Raw genomic sequence first — 16267 nt, 5'->3', positions numbered from 1 at the left:
TGTTGAGGGGAGGCCAATGGCGCCAACCCCGAGGCCTATCTGGCCGATGTGCTGCTGCGCCTCGGCTCACATCCGGCCTCGCGGCCTGGACGAGCTGCTGCCGCACCGCGGGTCTCCGGCCCCTGCCGACTCGTCCTGAGCGAGTGCCGGCTGCGCGCCGTGCTCGGAAGTGCGGGTCTGCAATAGCCGGACGTGAACTCAGAGAGTCCTGGCGTAAAACTGCGTCAGCTTGCCCATCGCGGCATCTACATATCTGGGAACCCAGTAGGTCTCGATGTGCGTCGCGCCATCGATCTTGAACAACTCCTTGTCCTTCGTGCCGGTCGCCTTGGCGAACGCGTCCTCGGTCATGTACAGGCTGTCAGCCTTGCTGCCGGCGATCATCATCAGGGGCTTGTTGATCAATTCGATTTGATTCGTGGCGTCGAAGCGCATCAGATCCACCAGGCTGCTCATGGTGTACCTGAAGGTTGAGCGGGGGTGCGCGTGCGACCTCCAGTAGTACTCGTAACCCTGCCGATACAGCTCAAACGGCTGTGCGGCGATCTGCTCATCTGTCAGTTCCGCATCTCCAGCATAGAGAATCTTCCCGCCCGCCGCTTCCTGGTCGCGGGCGGCCGAAGCCTGCTGCAGACGTTGCTGAATGGTGCTCAGCTGCGAATCCGCATAACCATTGCGACGAGCTCGTCCGGAGTTGAACATGCTGATTGTGGCAATCGTCTTGAATCGCTTGTCGGTTTGCGCGGCGGCCAGCGAATAGCCGCCGCCGCCGCAGATGCCGAGGAGGCCCAAACGCGCGACATCGACGCCCGGATACCGGGCGATGAAATCCGCCATGCCGTGAATGTCCTCGATGCGGTATGCGGGTTTGTCCACGTTGCGTGGCTGTCCTCCGCTCGCACCCTGATACGCGGCATCTGCGGCAATCGTAATATAGCCTTGTTCCGCCAGTCGCTGGGCGTACAGGCCCGCCACCTGCTCCTTCACCCCGCCGTTCGGGTGCGCCACGACGATTGCAGGATATTTCTTCTTCGGATCGTACTTCGCCGGGGTGTAGACGTTGGCAGAAATATCCAAGCCGTTGAGCTTGTACGTGACCGGATGGATGTTGACCTTGCCCGGCTCATTCTTCGTGATTGCACCTTGGTAGACCAAGGTGAATGGGTTCTGCTTGTAGTTCGCCTTGTAATCCGCCGCCCCGACCTTGCCAGCCATGAGCCCGGTCATCACGACTAGAAGAGTAGCCTTCAAAGTGGTGTCTCTCATTTGCAAACTCCTCTCGTTGAACTGTCTCAGCGACGCTGGGTTTCCGCATCCGACGGCGTGCTAGCAGCCTCGGTGTCGACGAGGCGGTAGCCGCGACCCCGCTCGCGGAGGATTCGCTCCCAGAAGCGGGTCCCCTCGGCGATCCACCCTTCGGCCGGCGTGCCGGTGCCGACGCCGAAGCCATGACCCAGGTTCGGGTAGCGGCGGAACTCCACGACGCTCCCAACCTTTCGGAGCGCCGCAACGCGCCGCTCCATGGCCGCTGGCGGAGCAATCCCATCCCGCTCGCCTACGACAACGAATGTGGCGGGCTCGTCGGAGGAGTGGTCCGAATGCCCCGTGTAGGCCATCACCACGACCGCCGGCTTCGGGAGTTGCGAGCCGCCGAACGCCGCCGCGCCGTGTGAACCGATGGCGGCTGCCATCCTCGCCCCGGCCGAGCTTCCCCAGAGCGAGTAGCCGGGCGTGCTGACGCCCAGCGTCCGCGCGTTGTGGAAGATGTACGTCAGGGCCGCGGCGAGGTCTTGGGTTGCCACCGCGGCGCCCTGTCCGGCTCGGTACCTCAGCACGAAGGCGTTGTACCCCCGGCGGCTGATCTCGGCAGCGTATGGGAAACCTTCGTGGACGCTGCCGACGTAGCTGAAGCCGCCCCCGGGACTGATGATCGCGAAGGGCGCTCCGGGCTTGCCACGGAAGTAGAACAGCCCGGTGCGGTTCTTGTCGGGCTCGTCCTGCCGGTGGGCTTCATCGTAGAACCGGTAGAAGACGGGCTTGCCGCCGTTGACGTCGTCGACCATGCGATTGAGCGCATGCGTCACCGTCTCGGGGTGGACCTCCGTGTGGTACGGCAACAGCGAGCCAATCTTCGAGAGCGGCAGGGCCTCGTCGTACGCGCGCCCATCCCACGGCAACAGCAACGGGCCGAAGCCCGCGAACGCCGGGTGGTGCAGCAGGTCTCGCAGGGTGCTGCGAGGACTGAGATGGCCAGCCTGGCCCTCCCTCATGGCCCTTCCCCTCTCCTGCGCGAATGCGGGCGCGAACGCGGCCCCTGCAGCAACGAGGAGGACGGCTGCGAAGCGGACGCTGCGCATCTGGGCCGCTGCGCTCTGTCCCCGACGACGGACTTCAAAGTGGCTCATCGCAGCCTCGCTTCGGGCCGGCGCCCTGTCTCCCGAGTCAATCCAAGCCTTTGTCGGCGAGAAACTTCGAAAGGAGGTCTGCAATCTGCACGTTGTTGGTGTCAGAAAAGGGGAAGTGCGTGTTGCCCCGGATGCCGAGCTCGGGCAGGTGGACGAGGGTGACGTTGCCGCCGTGCCGGTTCACCGCATCACGCCAGAGGCGCGCCATGGCGAGCCGCACGCGCCAGTTGTCCTGGCCCGGGTTGGGTGACGGCTCTTCCGGGATGTTGTCTCCGAAGTAGATGACGATGGGAATGCGAGTCAGCGCCCGGAAGTGCTCCATCGGGACGCCCGTGGCCTCGAGCGGGCCGGTGAGGCTGGGCATGGGCGCTGGCACCTCGCCCTCTGGGAAGACGAAACCACTGCCCGGCTCGTACGAGACGACGGCTCGCACCTTCGGGTTGCGCATCGCCACCCGCCAGCCGGGGCCGCCACCCTGCGAGTGCGTGACGAGAACGCCGGCGCCAATCCGGTCGAAGAGCGCGGACACGGCACTCGCGCTCACCTCTGCGTCGAAGGGACCCGTGTTTGGGGTGGTCGCGCGGAAGAACTGCTCGAGCGCTGCCGGCTCCCGCGAGAACTGGACCCCAGAGAAGTAGTCGGGCCAGATGCCAATCCGGAACATGCCAAACCAGGTCTGGTCGTCCGGAGTAGCCGGGATGGTGGACGGGACGGTGCTGCGACCCGCCTTGCCGCGCCGTGGCTGGTCTATCAGGTAGACGGGGAACCGGCGGCGCAGGAAGAGGGACTGGAAGCCCTCCCGGCCGTCCGGGGTGGTCTCCCACGTCTTGGACGACTGGCCGGCGCCGTGCCAGAACACGAGTGGGAGCGGGCGCGCACCACTGGGCACCTGGTAGAAGACGTACGCGTGGTCCCCGTGGAGCGTTGCGCCTTCTGCCGAGGGGCGGCGCGGGTCGAAGGTCCCCGGACTCGTGACCACCGTCCCGCCGACGGCAAAGCTCCCCTGCTCGCGCAGCACGAGCCCTTGCGGCTCGGCCGTGACGGTGCGGGTAGGCCCCGCACATGCCCCCAGCGCCACGCCCGCCACGACGAGCGACCACGATATGAAGCGCCCCACCAACTGTGCACGCATCTGGATTACCTCCTGGTGACGCCGTCAAGGACGTCCGGCTGCCGAATCACGGCTGTTTGGCCTCGAAGACTTCCTTCGCCACGCCGAGCGCCATCACCGCGCTCGGCCAGCCCGCATAGAACGCCAGGTGGGTGATGGTCTCGATGAGCTCCTCCCGCGTCACCCCGTTGTCGCGCGCCCGAGCGAAGTGGCTCCGCAGCTGGTCGGGGCGATTCATCGCGATGAGGGCGCTGACGGTAACGAGGCTGCGGTCCCGCTTGGACAGCTCCGGGCGCTCCCAGATGTCGCCGAAGAGCACGCCGTCCGTGAGCTCGACCATCTTCGGCGAGATGTCCCCGAACAGCTGCTGGGCCCGGGTGGGTTGGCCGTCTGCACCGACGCCGGGGCGTGCGGGTGCCGCGGAGGTGGCCGCTCGGCCCGTGGCGGGCGCACCGTACTGCGCGTCGCTCACCTTCTCCATCCAGTCCACGGCCTTGCCGTCGAGGTGTTCGGAGACTGCGATGTGCGTCATCCGGCTCTCGTGCGAAGCCCCGTGCCAGTGCTTCTGCCCTGGCGGAATCCAGACGACGTCACCCTTGCGAATCTCCTCGACGGGGTCGCCCCAGCGCTGCACCCGGCCCACGCCCTCCGTCACGTAGAGGACCTGGCCCAGCGGGTGCGAGTGCCAGGCCGAGCGGGCGCCGGGCTCGAAGGTCACAGCGGCGCCCGAAGCGCGTGCTGGGGGCTTCGCCTGGAAGAGCGGGTCGACCCGCACGGCCCCGGTGAAGTTCTCGGCGGGGCCTTCACGCGAGGGCTGTGAGCCGGCCCGGGCAATCTGCAGTCCCTGTGCGCCGTCACCTGGAGGGGCCTCGGACACTCGGGCGTCCATCGACTTCCCGGTGTTGTTCGAGTGGGCACAGGCCACGGCCAGTAGCGGCAATACCGCGGCAGTCAGTGTCGTGAGTCTCATGTCAGCAGCCCTTTCAAATGCGCCATGGCCGGGTCCATCAGAGGCCGGTGGGCGGTGCAGCTTGGTGGTCCCCGGGATGGGCACGATCCACGGATTCTGCGCGAGCAGCCAGGTCGCGCCCTAGGCCTCGGGGATGGCGCGGCCGTAGTTGGCGAGGGTGATGCTGTCGGGGTCCGGCCCGCCACGGACTCCGGTATCGAGCGCGTCGATTGCTGCCACCTGCTCGCGCGTGAGCTCGAAGTCGAAGACATTGAAGTTCTCAGCGATGCGCGCGGGCTTGATCGACTTCGGGATGGCAGAAAGGCCCTTCTGCAGGTGCCAGCGGAGCATCACCTGGGCGGCCGACTTGCCGTGCTGGCGCGCAATCCCAAGCAGCGTCGGGTCGTTGAACGTCGTCTTCTCGCGACCTCCGAAGTACGAGGTGATGCCGCCGATGGGCGACCATGCCTGGGTCACAATCCCGTGCTTCGCGTGCATGCGCTGCAGCTCCGGCTGCTGGAAGTACGGATGCACCTCAATCTGGTTCACCGCGGGCACGACCTGCGCTGCGCTCAGCAGGCGCTCGAGGTGCCCGGGCATGAAGTTGCTCACGCCGATGGCGCGCACCCTGCCGTCCGCGAGCAGGTGCTCAAGCGCCCGGTAGGCCTCGAGGGTACGGTCGAACGCCGACGAAAGCGGCTGATGCAGGAGCAGCAGGTCGAGCTGGTCGACGCCGAGCTTGCGGGCGCTCTTGTCGAACGCGTGCAGGGTGGCATCGTAGCCGTAGTCGGTGATCCACACCTTCGTCTCGATGAACACTTCGTCGCGGGGGATGCCGGAGCGACGGAAGCCTTCCCCGACCTCGCGCTCGTTGAAGTACGCGGCGGCGGTGTCGATGAGCCGGTAGCCGGCAGCAATGGCTGCCTCGACGGCCCCCACAGTCTCGGCCGGTGGGCTCTGGAAGACGCCGAGCCCAAGGGCCGGCATCTGCACGCCATTGTTGAGAATGATGGAGGGGCTCTTCGCAATCATGCTCTCGTCTTCCCTGCGCTTCCATTGCGCGGTGGGTGGCGGGCTCGACACGAGGCTCCGCACCGACACCAGGAGAAGTAGCCCTCCCGGCCGCACCGGACTAGGTGGCAAGAAGGTGAAGGGCTTTGAAGCTCCGGTTGAAAATGCCTGCTGCTAAGACTGCGGAGCACCGGCGCCTGGGGCACGATGTTCCGCCAGAGGGCCCCATCGGCTGCACGAACGGACGCTCTCGATGAAGACGAACCTCCTGCCGCACCTGCAGACGTTCCTCGTGGTGGCGCGCCTCAGGAGCTTCAGCGCGGCGGCGCGCGAGCTCGGTGTCACCCCGGCAGCCGTGAGTCAGTCGGTGCGTCAGCTGGAGGAGCAGCTGCGGGTGGTGCTCTTCACCCGCACCACCCGCAGCATGGCGCTCACGGAGGCAGGGCGCCGGCTGCTCGAGGGCGCGGGGCCGGGCCTCGGCCAGGCGCTCGCCTCCCTGCAAGAGGTGTCGGCCCGGCCGGGCGAGGCGGTGGGGAGGCTGAAGCTGACGGTGCCGGAGGTCGCGGTGCCCTTCGTCATCACCCCCGTGCTGCCTGCCTTCCGCGAGCGCCACCCTCGGGTGGAGGTGGAGGTGGTCTCCGAGAACCGCTTCGTGGACATCGTCGCGGACGGCTACGACGCGGGGGTGCGCCTGCACGAGGCCATCGAGCGCGACATGGTGCAGGTGCGCCTCACCGAGGCCTTCCGCTTCGTCGTGGTGGGTGCCCCCGCGTACTTCGAGCGCCACGGCACGCCCCAGAAGCCCGAGGACCTGCTGCGCCACGAGTGCTTCACCCTCCGCATCCCCTCGAGCGGAGGGCTCTACGCCTGGGAGCTGGAGCGCGGGAAGCGGAACTGGCGGGTGCCGGTGCGCGGCGGCGTCGTCACCAACAATCGAGGGCTGATGCTCGCCCTGGTGGAGCAGGGGCTGGGACTCGCGTACGCCGTCGAGCCGGCGGTGAAGGAGCAGCTGCGCGACGGGCGGCTGATGCGGGTGCTCGAGGAGTACGCCCCCATCGTGCCCGGCTTCTTCCTCTACTTCCCGAGCCGGGCGCAGCGCTCGGGCCCCTTGCGCCTCTTCATCGAGGTGGCCAGGGAGTTCGCAGCCAGGACGCCCTGAAGCGTCCGGCGGGCCGGTCGGGCCCGTCAGAGTTGCCCGGAAGCATCCGCGTTCACGTGGGATTGATGATGGCCCTATGCCCGCTGGCCGACTTGGGGCGCCATCCGCCCCCGGCTCGGGTTCACCATCGAGACCACCACGTATGAGACCATCCGCACGCTGGAGCGGCGGGGTAACGGCGAGGTGGTGCTCCTGGCAGAGCGTCACCTCCCCCATGGACTCGCTGGACTCGTCACCATCAAGCGCCTTCGCAATCCCGTCACTTTCGAGCACTGCCAGCGGCTGATCGAGGAGGTCCAGCTCGCCTTCCGCCTCCACCACCCGGCCATCGCCCAGGTCCATCACCTGAAAATCCACGCCGACCGGCCGCACGTCATCGCGGAGTACGTGGACGGCCCCACGCTGGACACCATCATCAGCCTCGCCACCATGCGCGAGAAGCCGCTCTGCGCGCCCTTCGCCCTCTACATCGCCGCCGAGGTGGCCGATGAGCCTGCCCCGATTCCGTGGACACCCGAGATGTGATGGAAAGGGTGTCCAATGTCGGCGAGTGACGCGAAGCAGAAGAAGACCCGGAGGCAGCGCCGGAAGTTCACGCATAAGCTCCTGGCCCATGGAAACGCAGGGCGTAATGCCCTCCTCGTCCTGCTCAAGCATGAGCGCATGGATGTGCGTGTCATGGCTGCCGCCCATCTGCTCCGCTACCGGACGGCCGAGGCGAAGGCGGTTTTGGAGGAAGCCGCCAAGGGCAAGGGGCTCGTGCCCTTTGAAGCCGGGCAGGCATTGAAGCGCTGGGAGGAAGGGACCTGGGCACTCGATCCGGAATAGCTCGCCTCGGATGGACGACCTCACGCCGAAATGATTCTTCAAGTTGACCGAAGATGTGTACCTCTCCGGCCGGTGGGAGTTGGAGCATCCTCTCGATAAGGAGGGCCGGAAGCTCGATGGCCCGTGGCAGTTCAGGATCGGGCAGCGGGCTCACCCGGACGAGCGAACTAGGATACCCATCAAGCTCTCCGGAAGACCGCTCGACTATTCCCACGCGGCATTCAGCATCCCGTCGTCCATGCCCAGGTGACCTCCCTCTCTACCGAGGGGCGCCCGACGACGTGCAGCTCATCCCGATGGAGGTCGACTCCCAGCCAGCTCAGCACTCCATCCTCAACGCCACCCAGTGGGTGAAGTGCATCGACGACGCTGCGTGCGAGGAGGTGCGTTACGGATCCCCGGAGGACGGGATGCCGGAAAAGGTGGGTACCTACTCCTCGGTGTCCGGGATGCGCATCGACCCGGCGAAGGTGGAAGGCGCCAAGGTGTTCCGCACCTGGGGCTGGACCGTGGCCTTGATCGTGTCCGAGGAGATCAAGGAGGCCCTGGCGCGTGCGGGCATCACCGGAGCGAAGTTCACGGACGTAACGGTCGCGGTAGGGGCGGGCCGAGAGGCACTTCTCTACCGCGACCATCCCTTCGCGCCCTCCTGCACGCATGCTCGGTTCACGAAGACGCTGAACCCCCTCCGTGAGCGCTCCGGCAGCTCCGCGCTCAAGTCCAGGGCCCGCAGCGCGATGTCCCGCTCCATTTGCTCGAGCCGGTGGTCTTCACGCTCCTCCGGGCCGAAGACGAAGGCGCAGTGCTCGCCGGACGCGATGCTCGCCATGAGCGTCTCCGGCCGGAGTTCCGTGTAGAAGGACTGCCAGTAGCGACCATTACGAAACAGATAGAGCTGAAGAACCTTGTACTGGGGCGAGATGAAGCTCTCGTGCCCGGGCGGCAGGGGCTCCAAATAGGGGCGAAGGATCTCCGAGATCTCCTTGTACGGTGGTTGAGGAGCCGTGAACTCGTACGCCCCGAAACCGGCCAGCGACAGCGCGGAGAGGCCACCGATGAGCGCTGTCGCCCGCGTGCGATCGAGGCGAGCCGCCGCATACGCCAGGAGCCACGCGCCCCCCACCCCGAGAGCGTGCGCGCCAACGTAGACGGGCGTGAGCTCATCGCGCTCGAGCCCCCGGGCATGAGCCGCCCCGATGAGGAGCACTGCCGCAGCCGAGAAGAAGCCCGCCACCAGGAGGGCTCGACGGCCCAGTGCCCCCTGCGGCTCGAGGGTGCCCTCCCCGGCAAAGAGCGACGAAGCACCAAGCCCGGCCAGGGCATAGAGGAACGGCAGGAGGCCCAGGATGTAGAGCGGCTCCTTGATGGCGGGGAGCGAGAGAGGAACCAGGCTCGCGAGCCCGAAGCCGATGGCGACGAAGAGCCCGGCCGCGGTCGGCGCACGCCGCTTCAAGGCGGGGAGCGCAGCCAGAAGGAGGGGGCAGAGGAAGAAATGCTCCCGGTAGAGGACCGCCGGGTAGTACCAGAAGGGATGCCCCCATTCCGGAGGCACGCCCGCCCCAGCCAGCTTCGACCCTCCGATGCTCTGCCCCAGGAAGGGAGCGAAGTAGACCTGGGTGAGCCAGAGGGCGACATCCGTGGGTGACCGGAGGGCGATGAAGGCGAGGTGGAGGGACGCCGTGGCAAGAAAGCCGGCGGTGATGCAGGCGACAGGCACCAGCGCCCGCTGACGCCGCTGGAGACGCACGATGGCAAGGAGCCCCAGCGAAGCCAGCACGAAGGGGGTGACGAGCCACAGCTTCGTCAGGAAGCCAAGGCCGAGGCATGCGCCACCCAGCAGGGAGTGCCACTTCCTCCCGGAGAGTTCCCCTCGCGCAATCCAATACGTGCCCGCCATGCCCCACGCCACGAGGACAGGCTCGGCCTCCATCAGCCGGAATTGCCACAGGACGGTGGGAGAGAGCGCGAGCAGGAGCGTCGTCAGGAGCGCCGCGCGACGCTCCCACAGGGCGACGAGCCGGTAGGTGAAGAAGAGGGTGGCGGCAAGCGCCACGAATGAGACGAGCCCCATGGCTTCGAGCTGGCCGCCCAGAGGGCAGCCTCCGAGTGCGAGGAGCACCGAGTGAAATGGAGTGTTGCCAATACCCGGCAGATCGTGGCCGACCCAATCCTCCGAGCCGCCAGGGATGTACGAGGGCCGCACCACGAGCGCCAGCGAACGACACATATTGAGGGCCATTGTGCCATTGACGCCCTCGTCACCTGTTTCGATACGCTTGAAGACGACGCCGCGCGCGAAGGCCAGAGCAAGGGAGGCAATGACCACCACACGGACGACGAAGCGCAGGCGATTGCAGTCATCACGCCGCGGCCCACGCGACTGAACGGAGGGAAAGCACGAGCTTGGCCAGACAAGCCTCATTTGCTTCAGACCCGGGTCAGGTGGGCGCGAGCGTAGAGCCAGTCCTTGCGCTCCCCTACCCTCGCGGTCGGACCGAGATGAACCTTCAGAATCCTGCCGAGCAGCCCCAGCGTCCGCAGCAGCGGCTCCTTCGACTTGTCCCGGCGCATCAGCAGGCGCCACCTGTCTCCTACCACCTCCCGGATATTGACGGTGACGTTCAGGAGCTTCTCGGGCCGCTCGACCCGGGACTGTCCCTCCTCGGCTGTCCTCGTGCCATACGACCGGAAGCTGTAGTAGCCGTCCGTGTAGACATCCGTAGCGGCGCGCACCCCGCTCATGTCGGTGAAGATGCAGCCGCAGCCGCGACACTGCCGAAGCTCGTACGGCTGGTCATCGGAGCGCAGCGCGACATTGGAGGTGATGCCCAGGAGCTGGGAGTCGGTACCGCCACAGAGGTCACAAGGTTTCATCGGGCTGGCTCCTGCTGCTCTCCGCGTTCCATGGGCCCCTGCTGCGCTCGGCCATGCAGCGAGCCCTTGACCGGGCACAGCTCCTGGGCGAGCGCCCTCACCACCTGGGTGCCGGCCCGGTCCGTGAAGCGCTCCTGGGCGCAGCACAGTGCCGCGGTGGCCACCCATTGCCGCTCGGCGGCGGCGTACAGGATGGAGTGCAGGGTGAATCGCCATTCCTCCACGTCTCCCATCGAGACGACCCAGCCGTTCTCGCCGTGGCGGACGTAGCCCCCGGTCCCGATGCACCGGGTCGCGACCACTGAGCCCCCGAGCGACACGGCCTGTATCAACGTCATCTGCCCGCTCGCCGTCTCCCGGTTGCTGACGGAGATGGCCACGCTCCGCCTCCTTGATGACGCGCAGGCAGTCCTGCTGGGGGATGCTGGTGAGGACCTTGACGTTGGCGGGAATGGGCCACGCCGGAAGCGCTCACGCGCCCCGCCACAGTCCTCCGCCTTCAGCTCTGCTCCCGTCCGCGCCAAGCTCAGCAGGTTCACCAACCCCACTGTGAAGCCCACCTGCGGGAAGGCCGTGACGATGAGGTCCTGCGGATGTCGGGCCAGGTGCCGCCGCGCCTTCAGGGCCAGTCGGAAGAGCTGCCAGCACTTCTTGCCGGGCGCGCGCTTCCGGGTCGAGTCGACCGGCTCCTCCAGGCCCACGCAGGCGCACTCGAAACGCCCCTGCGGGAGGAACTCGCCCAGCCACCGTCGCTCCTCGCGCAAAGACCAGGCGACAAAGAGAACCCGCACCTTCGCGGACTCCCTCGCGCCATCCTGGAAGGGACTCATGAAAGAAGGCACGAGCCTGACAGAGCAAGTGCCGTTCCAACCAGCGGCAGCACAATCCTGGCATTCCGGCCCTGCTTGTCCTGTTCCGGGACGGCCCTTCATCTCGCCCCGGGACAGCCGAGACGGGCCGTCCTCTCGAGGGAACGAGCCATCCCCAGCGAGGGACTCAACCCGAGACAGCCTGACGTCCCAGCATGAGACAGCAGAGACAGGCAGACGGCGGTGAGGCCGCGAAGCATGGAGCACGATACCTGCATGAAGGCACGGGCAGCAGGAAGCACATGGGACATATGTGAATGCGCAATCCGGTGATTCGCAAGGCGCTGTCCGAGGATCTGTTCTTCGTCCGCGGCGCCAGCCTGCTGCTCGTGGTGCTCGTCCATGTGATTGGCGTGGAGCCCTCCCAAGGAGTGCGCAAGCTCTTCTCTCCGGAGCACGAGGAGCTGCGGTTCGCCGCAGGGGTCATCCACAGCTTCAACATGGCGGTGATGCTCATCAGCTCGGGAGCCGCGGTGTCGCTCTTCGGTGGGCAGGACACTCCCTTCCGGGAGTTCGCACACAGGAAGCTGCGCAAGCTCGTCCTCCCCATGTTGGTGTGGGCCCCCGTCTTCCTCTATGTCCATGAACTCTCCCGGGCGCGTCCTCACACCCTCGGAGGCTGGCTGGCGCTGCTGGCCCAGTTCCCTGGTGCGTGGTTCCCTCCGTACGCCATCTTCTGGTTCGTTCACGCGCTGGTGGGCTGTTCATGCCTGGCGTGGGCGTACAAGCGCCTCGCGCCGGCCCTGGGCAGATGGGAGGGGCTCGGTTACCTGGGGTTGTCCGTGGTGTTGCATGGCGCCTTCGAGACCTGGGACTCTCCCATGGCTGGAATTGGGATGAGGTACCTCCGCTTCATCCTTTTCTGGAACTGCCTCTTCGGTCTGGGAATGAGCCTGTCGCCCTGGCTGGCGCTGGCGCACCATAGGCTGTCCCGGCTGCCGCTGACACTCCAGGGACTGCTGCCAGCAGGACTTCTGGGGCTGCTGGTTTCGCTCTACGCCTCAGGCCTGGATGAGGGGCCCGTTGATCTGCGCCTGATCAATGGCCCGCTGGGCTTCTGCATGCAATTCACCCTGGCCGTGTTCCTGCTGGGTGTCGCTCGGAGCCTGGGCGCCGGGCGGAAGGGGCTGGCGAGCAGGATCGTCTACCTGGGCTCGATCAGCATGCCCCTGTACCTCTTCCACATCTACTTCGTGTCCGGGCTGAGGCTGGCTTTGGGGAAGGTGCTGCCCGATGCGCCGCTCGCGCTCCACCTGGCGCTGGGCTCGCTCGTGGGGCTGATGGGACCCTTGGGCCTCTACCTCCTCCTTGAGAGAAATGGCGCCTTCCGATGGAGCATTGGCCTGTCCGGGGTTCCATCCGACCCGCCCAGGGCTTCTTGTCCGAGGGAGCCTCGCGCATCAGGACGCAACTGAGCGCGACCGGGTCGCACTTCACCTGGGGTGCAGCTCCTCCTACGAAGTGAGGATACGGGTGGCATTTCACTCGCGTCCGGAATGAGAAGACAGGGAGCAGCTCCTTGGTCACGCAGCAGAACAGCTTGAAGTGCTCCATCAACCCGAGCCGCTCTATTCGGCATGGATGAGTCCCCAAGCACCCCAGTCCGCAATGAAAAGCACCAGCACGCGACCCTCCCGCGGCCATGCGTGTGCTTGAGGTTGCCCCTCAAACCAGCTGGCCGCACAACAAGACAATTGTATCTCTCATGGAAAGTGAGGCATGGTGGCCGGCTGAAGCAAGCCAAGGGGGCGCAGCGACAGCCTCCACTCACTGGGAATATCATGCACGCAATGAGAGCCAGCAGGCTCCTGCTGTTGGGATTGGTATGTGTTGCCTTGGGTTGTAGCAGCAAGGCGCCTGAAGACACGACACTGGTCCGCAGCGCTTCGCCATTGGCGGAGGGGTGGACGGCCACCGGCGCCATGGCCGAGTCGCGCAAGTACCATGCGGGCGTGGTGCTGCTGCCGTCGGGCAAGGTGCTGGTGGCGGGCGGCTACAACTCCAGCGGCTATTTGTCCTCCTCCTCCGTTTATGACCCTGCAACAGGCACCTGGACTGCCGCCGCCCCCATGCCGGCGCCCCGACAGGTGCTCACCGCCACGCTGTTGACTTCGGGCAAGGTGCTCGTGGCGGGCGGCGAGAACGCGACGGGCCGCTTGTCATCCACGGCAGTCTATGACCCAGCCACCAACACGTGGGCTTCAGCGGGGAGTTTTGCCTCGGGAGTGGCTCGCGACGCTCTGACGGCGACGCTGTTGCCTTCGGGCAAGGTGCTGGTGGCGGGCGGAGGCAACTCCAGCGGCGCCAAGTTCAATGTGGATGTGTATGACCCGGTGGCGGGAACCTGGAGCGTGGGCCCGAACCTGGGAGTGGCGCGGCGCAACCATACGGCGACGCTGCTGACGACGGGGCAGGTGCTGGTGGTGGGAGGCGTCGGGAGCGCGAGCCTGGCGACGGCGGAGGTGTATGACCCGGCGAGCAATACCTGGACGGCGAAGGGAGGGCTGGCGACGGCGCGCTACAACCATACGGCGACGCGGTTGCCCTCGGGCAAGGTGCTGGTGGTGGGCGGGCGCAGCAGCGGAGTGGGGGTGGTGGGGACGGCGGAGGTATACGACCCGAGCACGGGGACGTGGAGCGCGACGGGCGCGCTGGGGAGTGCGCGGGAGTTGCACACGGCGACGCTGCTAAGCACGGGGAAGGTGCTGGTTGCGGGAGGACAGAATGGGAGCGCGTTGAGCAGCGCGGAGGTGTACGACGAGACCAGCGGGACGTGGAGCGCGACGACGCCGATGGGAGTGGCGAGGTACGTCCACGTGGCGGTGCCGCTGGAGGGGAAGGTGTTGGTGGTGGGAGGAGTTGGGAGCGTGAGCCTGGCGACGGCGGAGGTGTATGGGTACGACGCATGCGCCGGGGTGAGCTGCAACAGCGCGCCGGGGCCGTGCTACGAGGCGACGGGGACATGCGGCAATGGGGTGTGCAGCTACGCACCGAAGGCTTCGGGCGCGGCGTGCGATGACGGGAATGCCTGTACCGGGGCGGACGCGTGCAACGGCGCGGGAGTGTGCGCGGGAAGTCCCACCAGTTGCAGCAGCCCGCCTGGACAGTGCTACGAGGCGGCCGGCACGTGCAGCGGCGGCGCATGCTCCTACGCGTACAAGGCGGCAGGCGCGGGGTGTGATGACGGGGATGCGTGCACGGTGGGTGAGGAGTGCAACGGGGCTGGAGGGTGCGCGGGCACGCCGGTGAGCTGCAACAGCCCGCCCGGGCAGTGCTACGAGGCGGCGGGCACGTGCGGCAGTGGGGCATGCAGCTATGCGCCGAAGGCCGCGGGCACCGCCTGCAATGATGGCAATGGTGGAACCCTCAACGACGTGTGCAGCGGGACGGGGGCGTGCGCGGGAGTGCCGGCATGCACGACGCCGCCGAGCGCGTGCCATGACTCCCCGGGCACGTACGCCAACGGGGCCTGCACGTACCCGGTGAAGGTGACTGGGACGGCATGCGGTGCCGGACAGGTGTGCAACGCGACGGGCCAGTGTCTGAGCGGGTGCTGGATTGGAGGGGCGTACTACGCGGCGGGGGCCACCAACCCGAGCGTGGCATGCCAGGAGTGCAACCCGGGAGTAACGACGAGCGGTTGGAGCAACAAGGCCTTGGGAAGCACATGCGCGGCCCCCTCGTATGGAACCTGGGGGAGCTGCGATGGATTCAGCGACACATGCGATGAGACGGGGAGCCAGTCGCGCACGGTGACGGCGTATGCCTGCACCAGCAGCGGGACGTGTGCCAGTTCGAGCTCGGGCGAGACGCAGGCGTGCTCGCGAAGCACGGGGGGCACCGCGTGCGGCATGAGCTACGACGGCTGGGGAAGCTGCGGAGGCTTCAGTGACTACTGCGACACGTCGGGGACGCAGTCGCGGACGGTGACGGCTTCGACGTGTGGGGCCGGGGCGTGCAACGAGTCGAGCACCAGCACGGAGACGCAGGCGTGTACGCGAGCGGCTCCCAACACCAACTGCGCGGCGCCCAGCTACGGGGCGTGGAGCGCGTGCAACTTCAGCGACGCCTGCGCGCAGACGGGGACGCAGTCGAGGACGGTGACGAGCTACAGCTACAGCTGCGCCACCGGGCAGTGCGTGGCCTCCACGAGCACCGAGACGCAGTCCTGCACGCGCAACACGAACGGTAACAGCTGTGGCACCCCCAGCTACGGAGGCTGGAGCAGCTGCAGTGGCTACAGTGACACCTGCGACGAAACAGGGACGCAGTCGCGCTCGGTTACCTCATACACCTGCTCCAACGGGACGTGCGGCTCCTCCAACGGTACGGAGACGCAAGCGTGCTCGCGCAGCAGGGACGGAAGGTCTTGCGGTACGGACTACGGAGGCTGGGGAAGCTGCGAAGGCTTCAGTGACTACTGCGACGCGTCGGGGTCGCAGTCGAGATCCGTGACGGCTTACGAGTGCGGAGGTGGATCGTGCAACGAGTCGAGCACCAGCACGGAGACGCAGGCATGCAGCCGGGTGCCGCCCGGTCCACAGCCGTGCTCCTCGAGCTATGGAAGCTGGAGCGCCTGCGGTGGGTTCAGCGACACATGTGATGCGTCGGGCACGCAGTCTCGCCAGGTGACTCACTACACCTACAACTGCGCGACAGGACAGTGTACGCCAACATCCAGCAGCGCGGAGACGCAGCCTTGTACGCGGACGCCTCCCGGTCCTCAGCACTGCCCAACGACATACGGGCAGTGGGGCACGTGCACCCGCGCCACCCCTTGCGGGCAGGGGATACAACAACGGACGGTGACGAGCTACACCTACAGTTGCGCAACCGGGGCGTGCGTGGGGTCCACGACCACGGAGACGCAGGACTGTTCACTCCCCGCGATGCCTGGTTGGACGCTGTGCCCCAATGGCACGTGCACGACTCTAGAGGACAACGACAACTGTGGCGCTTGTGGGAATGCTTGTACGGGCCCCAAGTACAACATTTGTATGGGGGGAAGTTGCTGTTATACGCCGACCAATTGTTTGTAGGTCCTCGCTCTCCATCATGACG

Annotated in this window: 13 protein-coding genes and 2 pseudogenes; 7 read left to right on the top strand and 8 right to left on the bottom strand. The window is 66.7% G+C overall.

Going from position 1 to position 16267, the window contains the following annotated elements:
* Positions 1–9: 9 nt before the first annotated feature.
* Positions 10–139: pseudogene (locus tag LXT23_RS08870) on the top strand (transposase domain-containing protein); the annotation flags it as partial.
* A gap of 59 nt (positions 140–198) precedes the next feature.
* Here the strand turns inward: LXT23_RS08870 and LXT23_RS08865 are convergent.
* The 5 genes from LXT23_RS08865 to LXT23_RS08845 form a co-directional block, all read right to left on the bottom strand.
* Positions 199–1266, bottom strand: a complete 1068-nt coding sequence (locus LXT23_RS08865; RefSeq protein ID WP_253979676.1) for an alpha/beta hydrolase — start codon at positions 1264–1266, stop codon at positions 199–201.
* Positions 1267–1292: 26 nt separating this feature from the next.
* Complete coding sequence (locus LXT23_RS08860; RefSeq protein WP_253979675.1) at positions 1293–2270, bottom strand: alpha/beta hydrolase; 978 nt, start codon at positions 2268–2270, stop codon at positions 1293–1295.
* 172 nt (positions 2271–2442) lie between these two features.
* Positions 2443–3537 (bottom strand): alpha/beta hydrolase, encoded by a 1095-nt coding sequence (locus tag LXT23_RS08855; RefSeq protein WP_253979674.1) that lies wholly within the window; start codon positions 3535–3537, stop codon positions 2443–2445.
* Between the two features lie 46 nt (positions 3538–3583).
* Positions 3584–4486, bottom strand: a complete 903-nt coding sequence (locus LXT23_RS08850) for a (R)-mandelonitrile lyase (protein WP_253979673.1) — start codon at positions 4484–4486, stop codon at positions 3584–3586.
* A gap of 120 nt (positions 4487–4606) precedes the next feature.
* Positions 4607–5497: an aldo/keto reductase gene (locus LXT23_RS08845; protein ID WP_253979672.1), complete on the bottom strand. Its 891-nt coding sequence runs from the start codon at positions 5495–5497 to the stop codon at positions 4607–4609.
* 232 nt (positions 5498–5729) lie between these two features.
* Between LXT23_RS08845 and LXT23_RS08840 the strand changes: the two genes are divergently transcribed.
* The 4 genes and pseudogenes from LXT23_RS08840 to LXT23_RS08825 form a co-directional block, all read left to right on the top strand.
* Complete coding sequence (locus LXT23_RS08840; protein WP_253979671.1) at positions 5730–6635, top strand: LysR family transcriptional regulator; 906 nt, start codon at positions 5730–5732, stop codon at positions 6633–6635.
* A gap of 183 nt (positions 6636–6818) precedes the next feature.
* On the top strand, positions 6819–7160 hold the full coding sequence (locus LXT23_RS08835) for a protein kinase (RefSeq protein WP_253979670.1): 342 nt from the start codon (positions 6819–6821) through the stop codon (positions 7158–7160).
* Between the two features lie 15 nt (positions 7161–7175).
* The gene (locus LXT23_RS08830; RefSeq protein ID WP_253979669.1) at positions 7176–7463 is read left to right on the top strand and encodes a DUF2019 domain-containing protein; all 288 of its coding nucleotides are present in this window, start codon (positions 7176–7178) and stop codon (positions 7461–7463) included.
* A 53-nt stretch (positions 7464–7516) separates the two neighbouring features.
* Positions 7517–7993: pseudogene (locus LXT23_RS08825) on the top strand (hypothetical protein); the annotation flags it as partial.
* A gap of 92 nt (positions 7994–8085) precedes the next feature.
* On the opposite strand, the gene LXT23_RS08820 reads toward LXT23_RS08825, so the two are convergent.
* From LXT23_RS08820 to LXT23_RS08810, 3 genes are read right to left on the bottom strand one after another with little or no spacing between them, the layout of a single operon-like run.
* Positions 8086–9885, bottom strand: coding sequence for a glycosyltransferase family 39 protein (locus LXT23_RS08820; protein ID WP_253979668.1), 1800 nt, complete (start codon positions 9883–9885; stop codon positions 8086–8088).
* Positions 9886–9890: 5 nt separating this feature from the next.
* Positions 9891–10337, bottom strand: coding sequence for a hypothetical protein (locus tag LXT23_RS08815; protein WP_253979667.1), 447 nt, complete (start codon positions 10335–10337; stop codon positions 9891–9893).
* Positions 10334–10717 (bottom strand): glycosyltransferase, encoded by a 384-nt coding sequence (locus LXT23_RS08810; protein ID WP_253979666.1) that lies wholly within the window; start codon positions 10715–10717, stop codon positions 10334–10336. Before LXT23_RS08810 ends, LXT23_RS08815 begins: the two co-directional genes overlap by 4 nt.
* 746 nt (positions 10718–11463) lie before the next feature.
* Between LXT23_RS08810 and LXT23_RS08805 the strand changes: the two genes are divergently transcribed.
* Together LXT23_RS08805 and LXT23_RS08800 are read left to right on the top strand one after the other, a co-directional pair.
* Positions 11464–12621 (top strand): acyltransferase family protein, encoded by a 1158-nt coding sequence (locus LXT23_RS08805; protein WP_253979665.1) that lies wholly within the window; start codon positions 11464–11466, stop codon positions 12619–12621.
* Positions 12622–12783: 162 nt separating this feature from the next.
* Positions 12784–16245, top strand: a complete 3462-nt coding sequence (locus LXT23_RS08800; protein ID WP_456104843.1) for a Kelch repeat-containing protein — start codon at positions 12784–12786, stop codon at positions 16243–16245.
* Positions 16246–16267: the final 22 nt, after the last annotated feature.

This window comes from Pyxidicoccus xibeiensis (assembly GCF_024198175.1).
In the GTDB taxonomy this organism is placed as follows: Bacteria; Myxococcota; Myxococcia; order Myxococcales; family Myxococcaceae; genus Myxococcus; species Myxococcus xibeiensis.
Note: the sequence above shows the minus strand (reverse complement) of the source record. Positions and strands in the feature narration are given on the sequence as shown.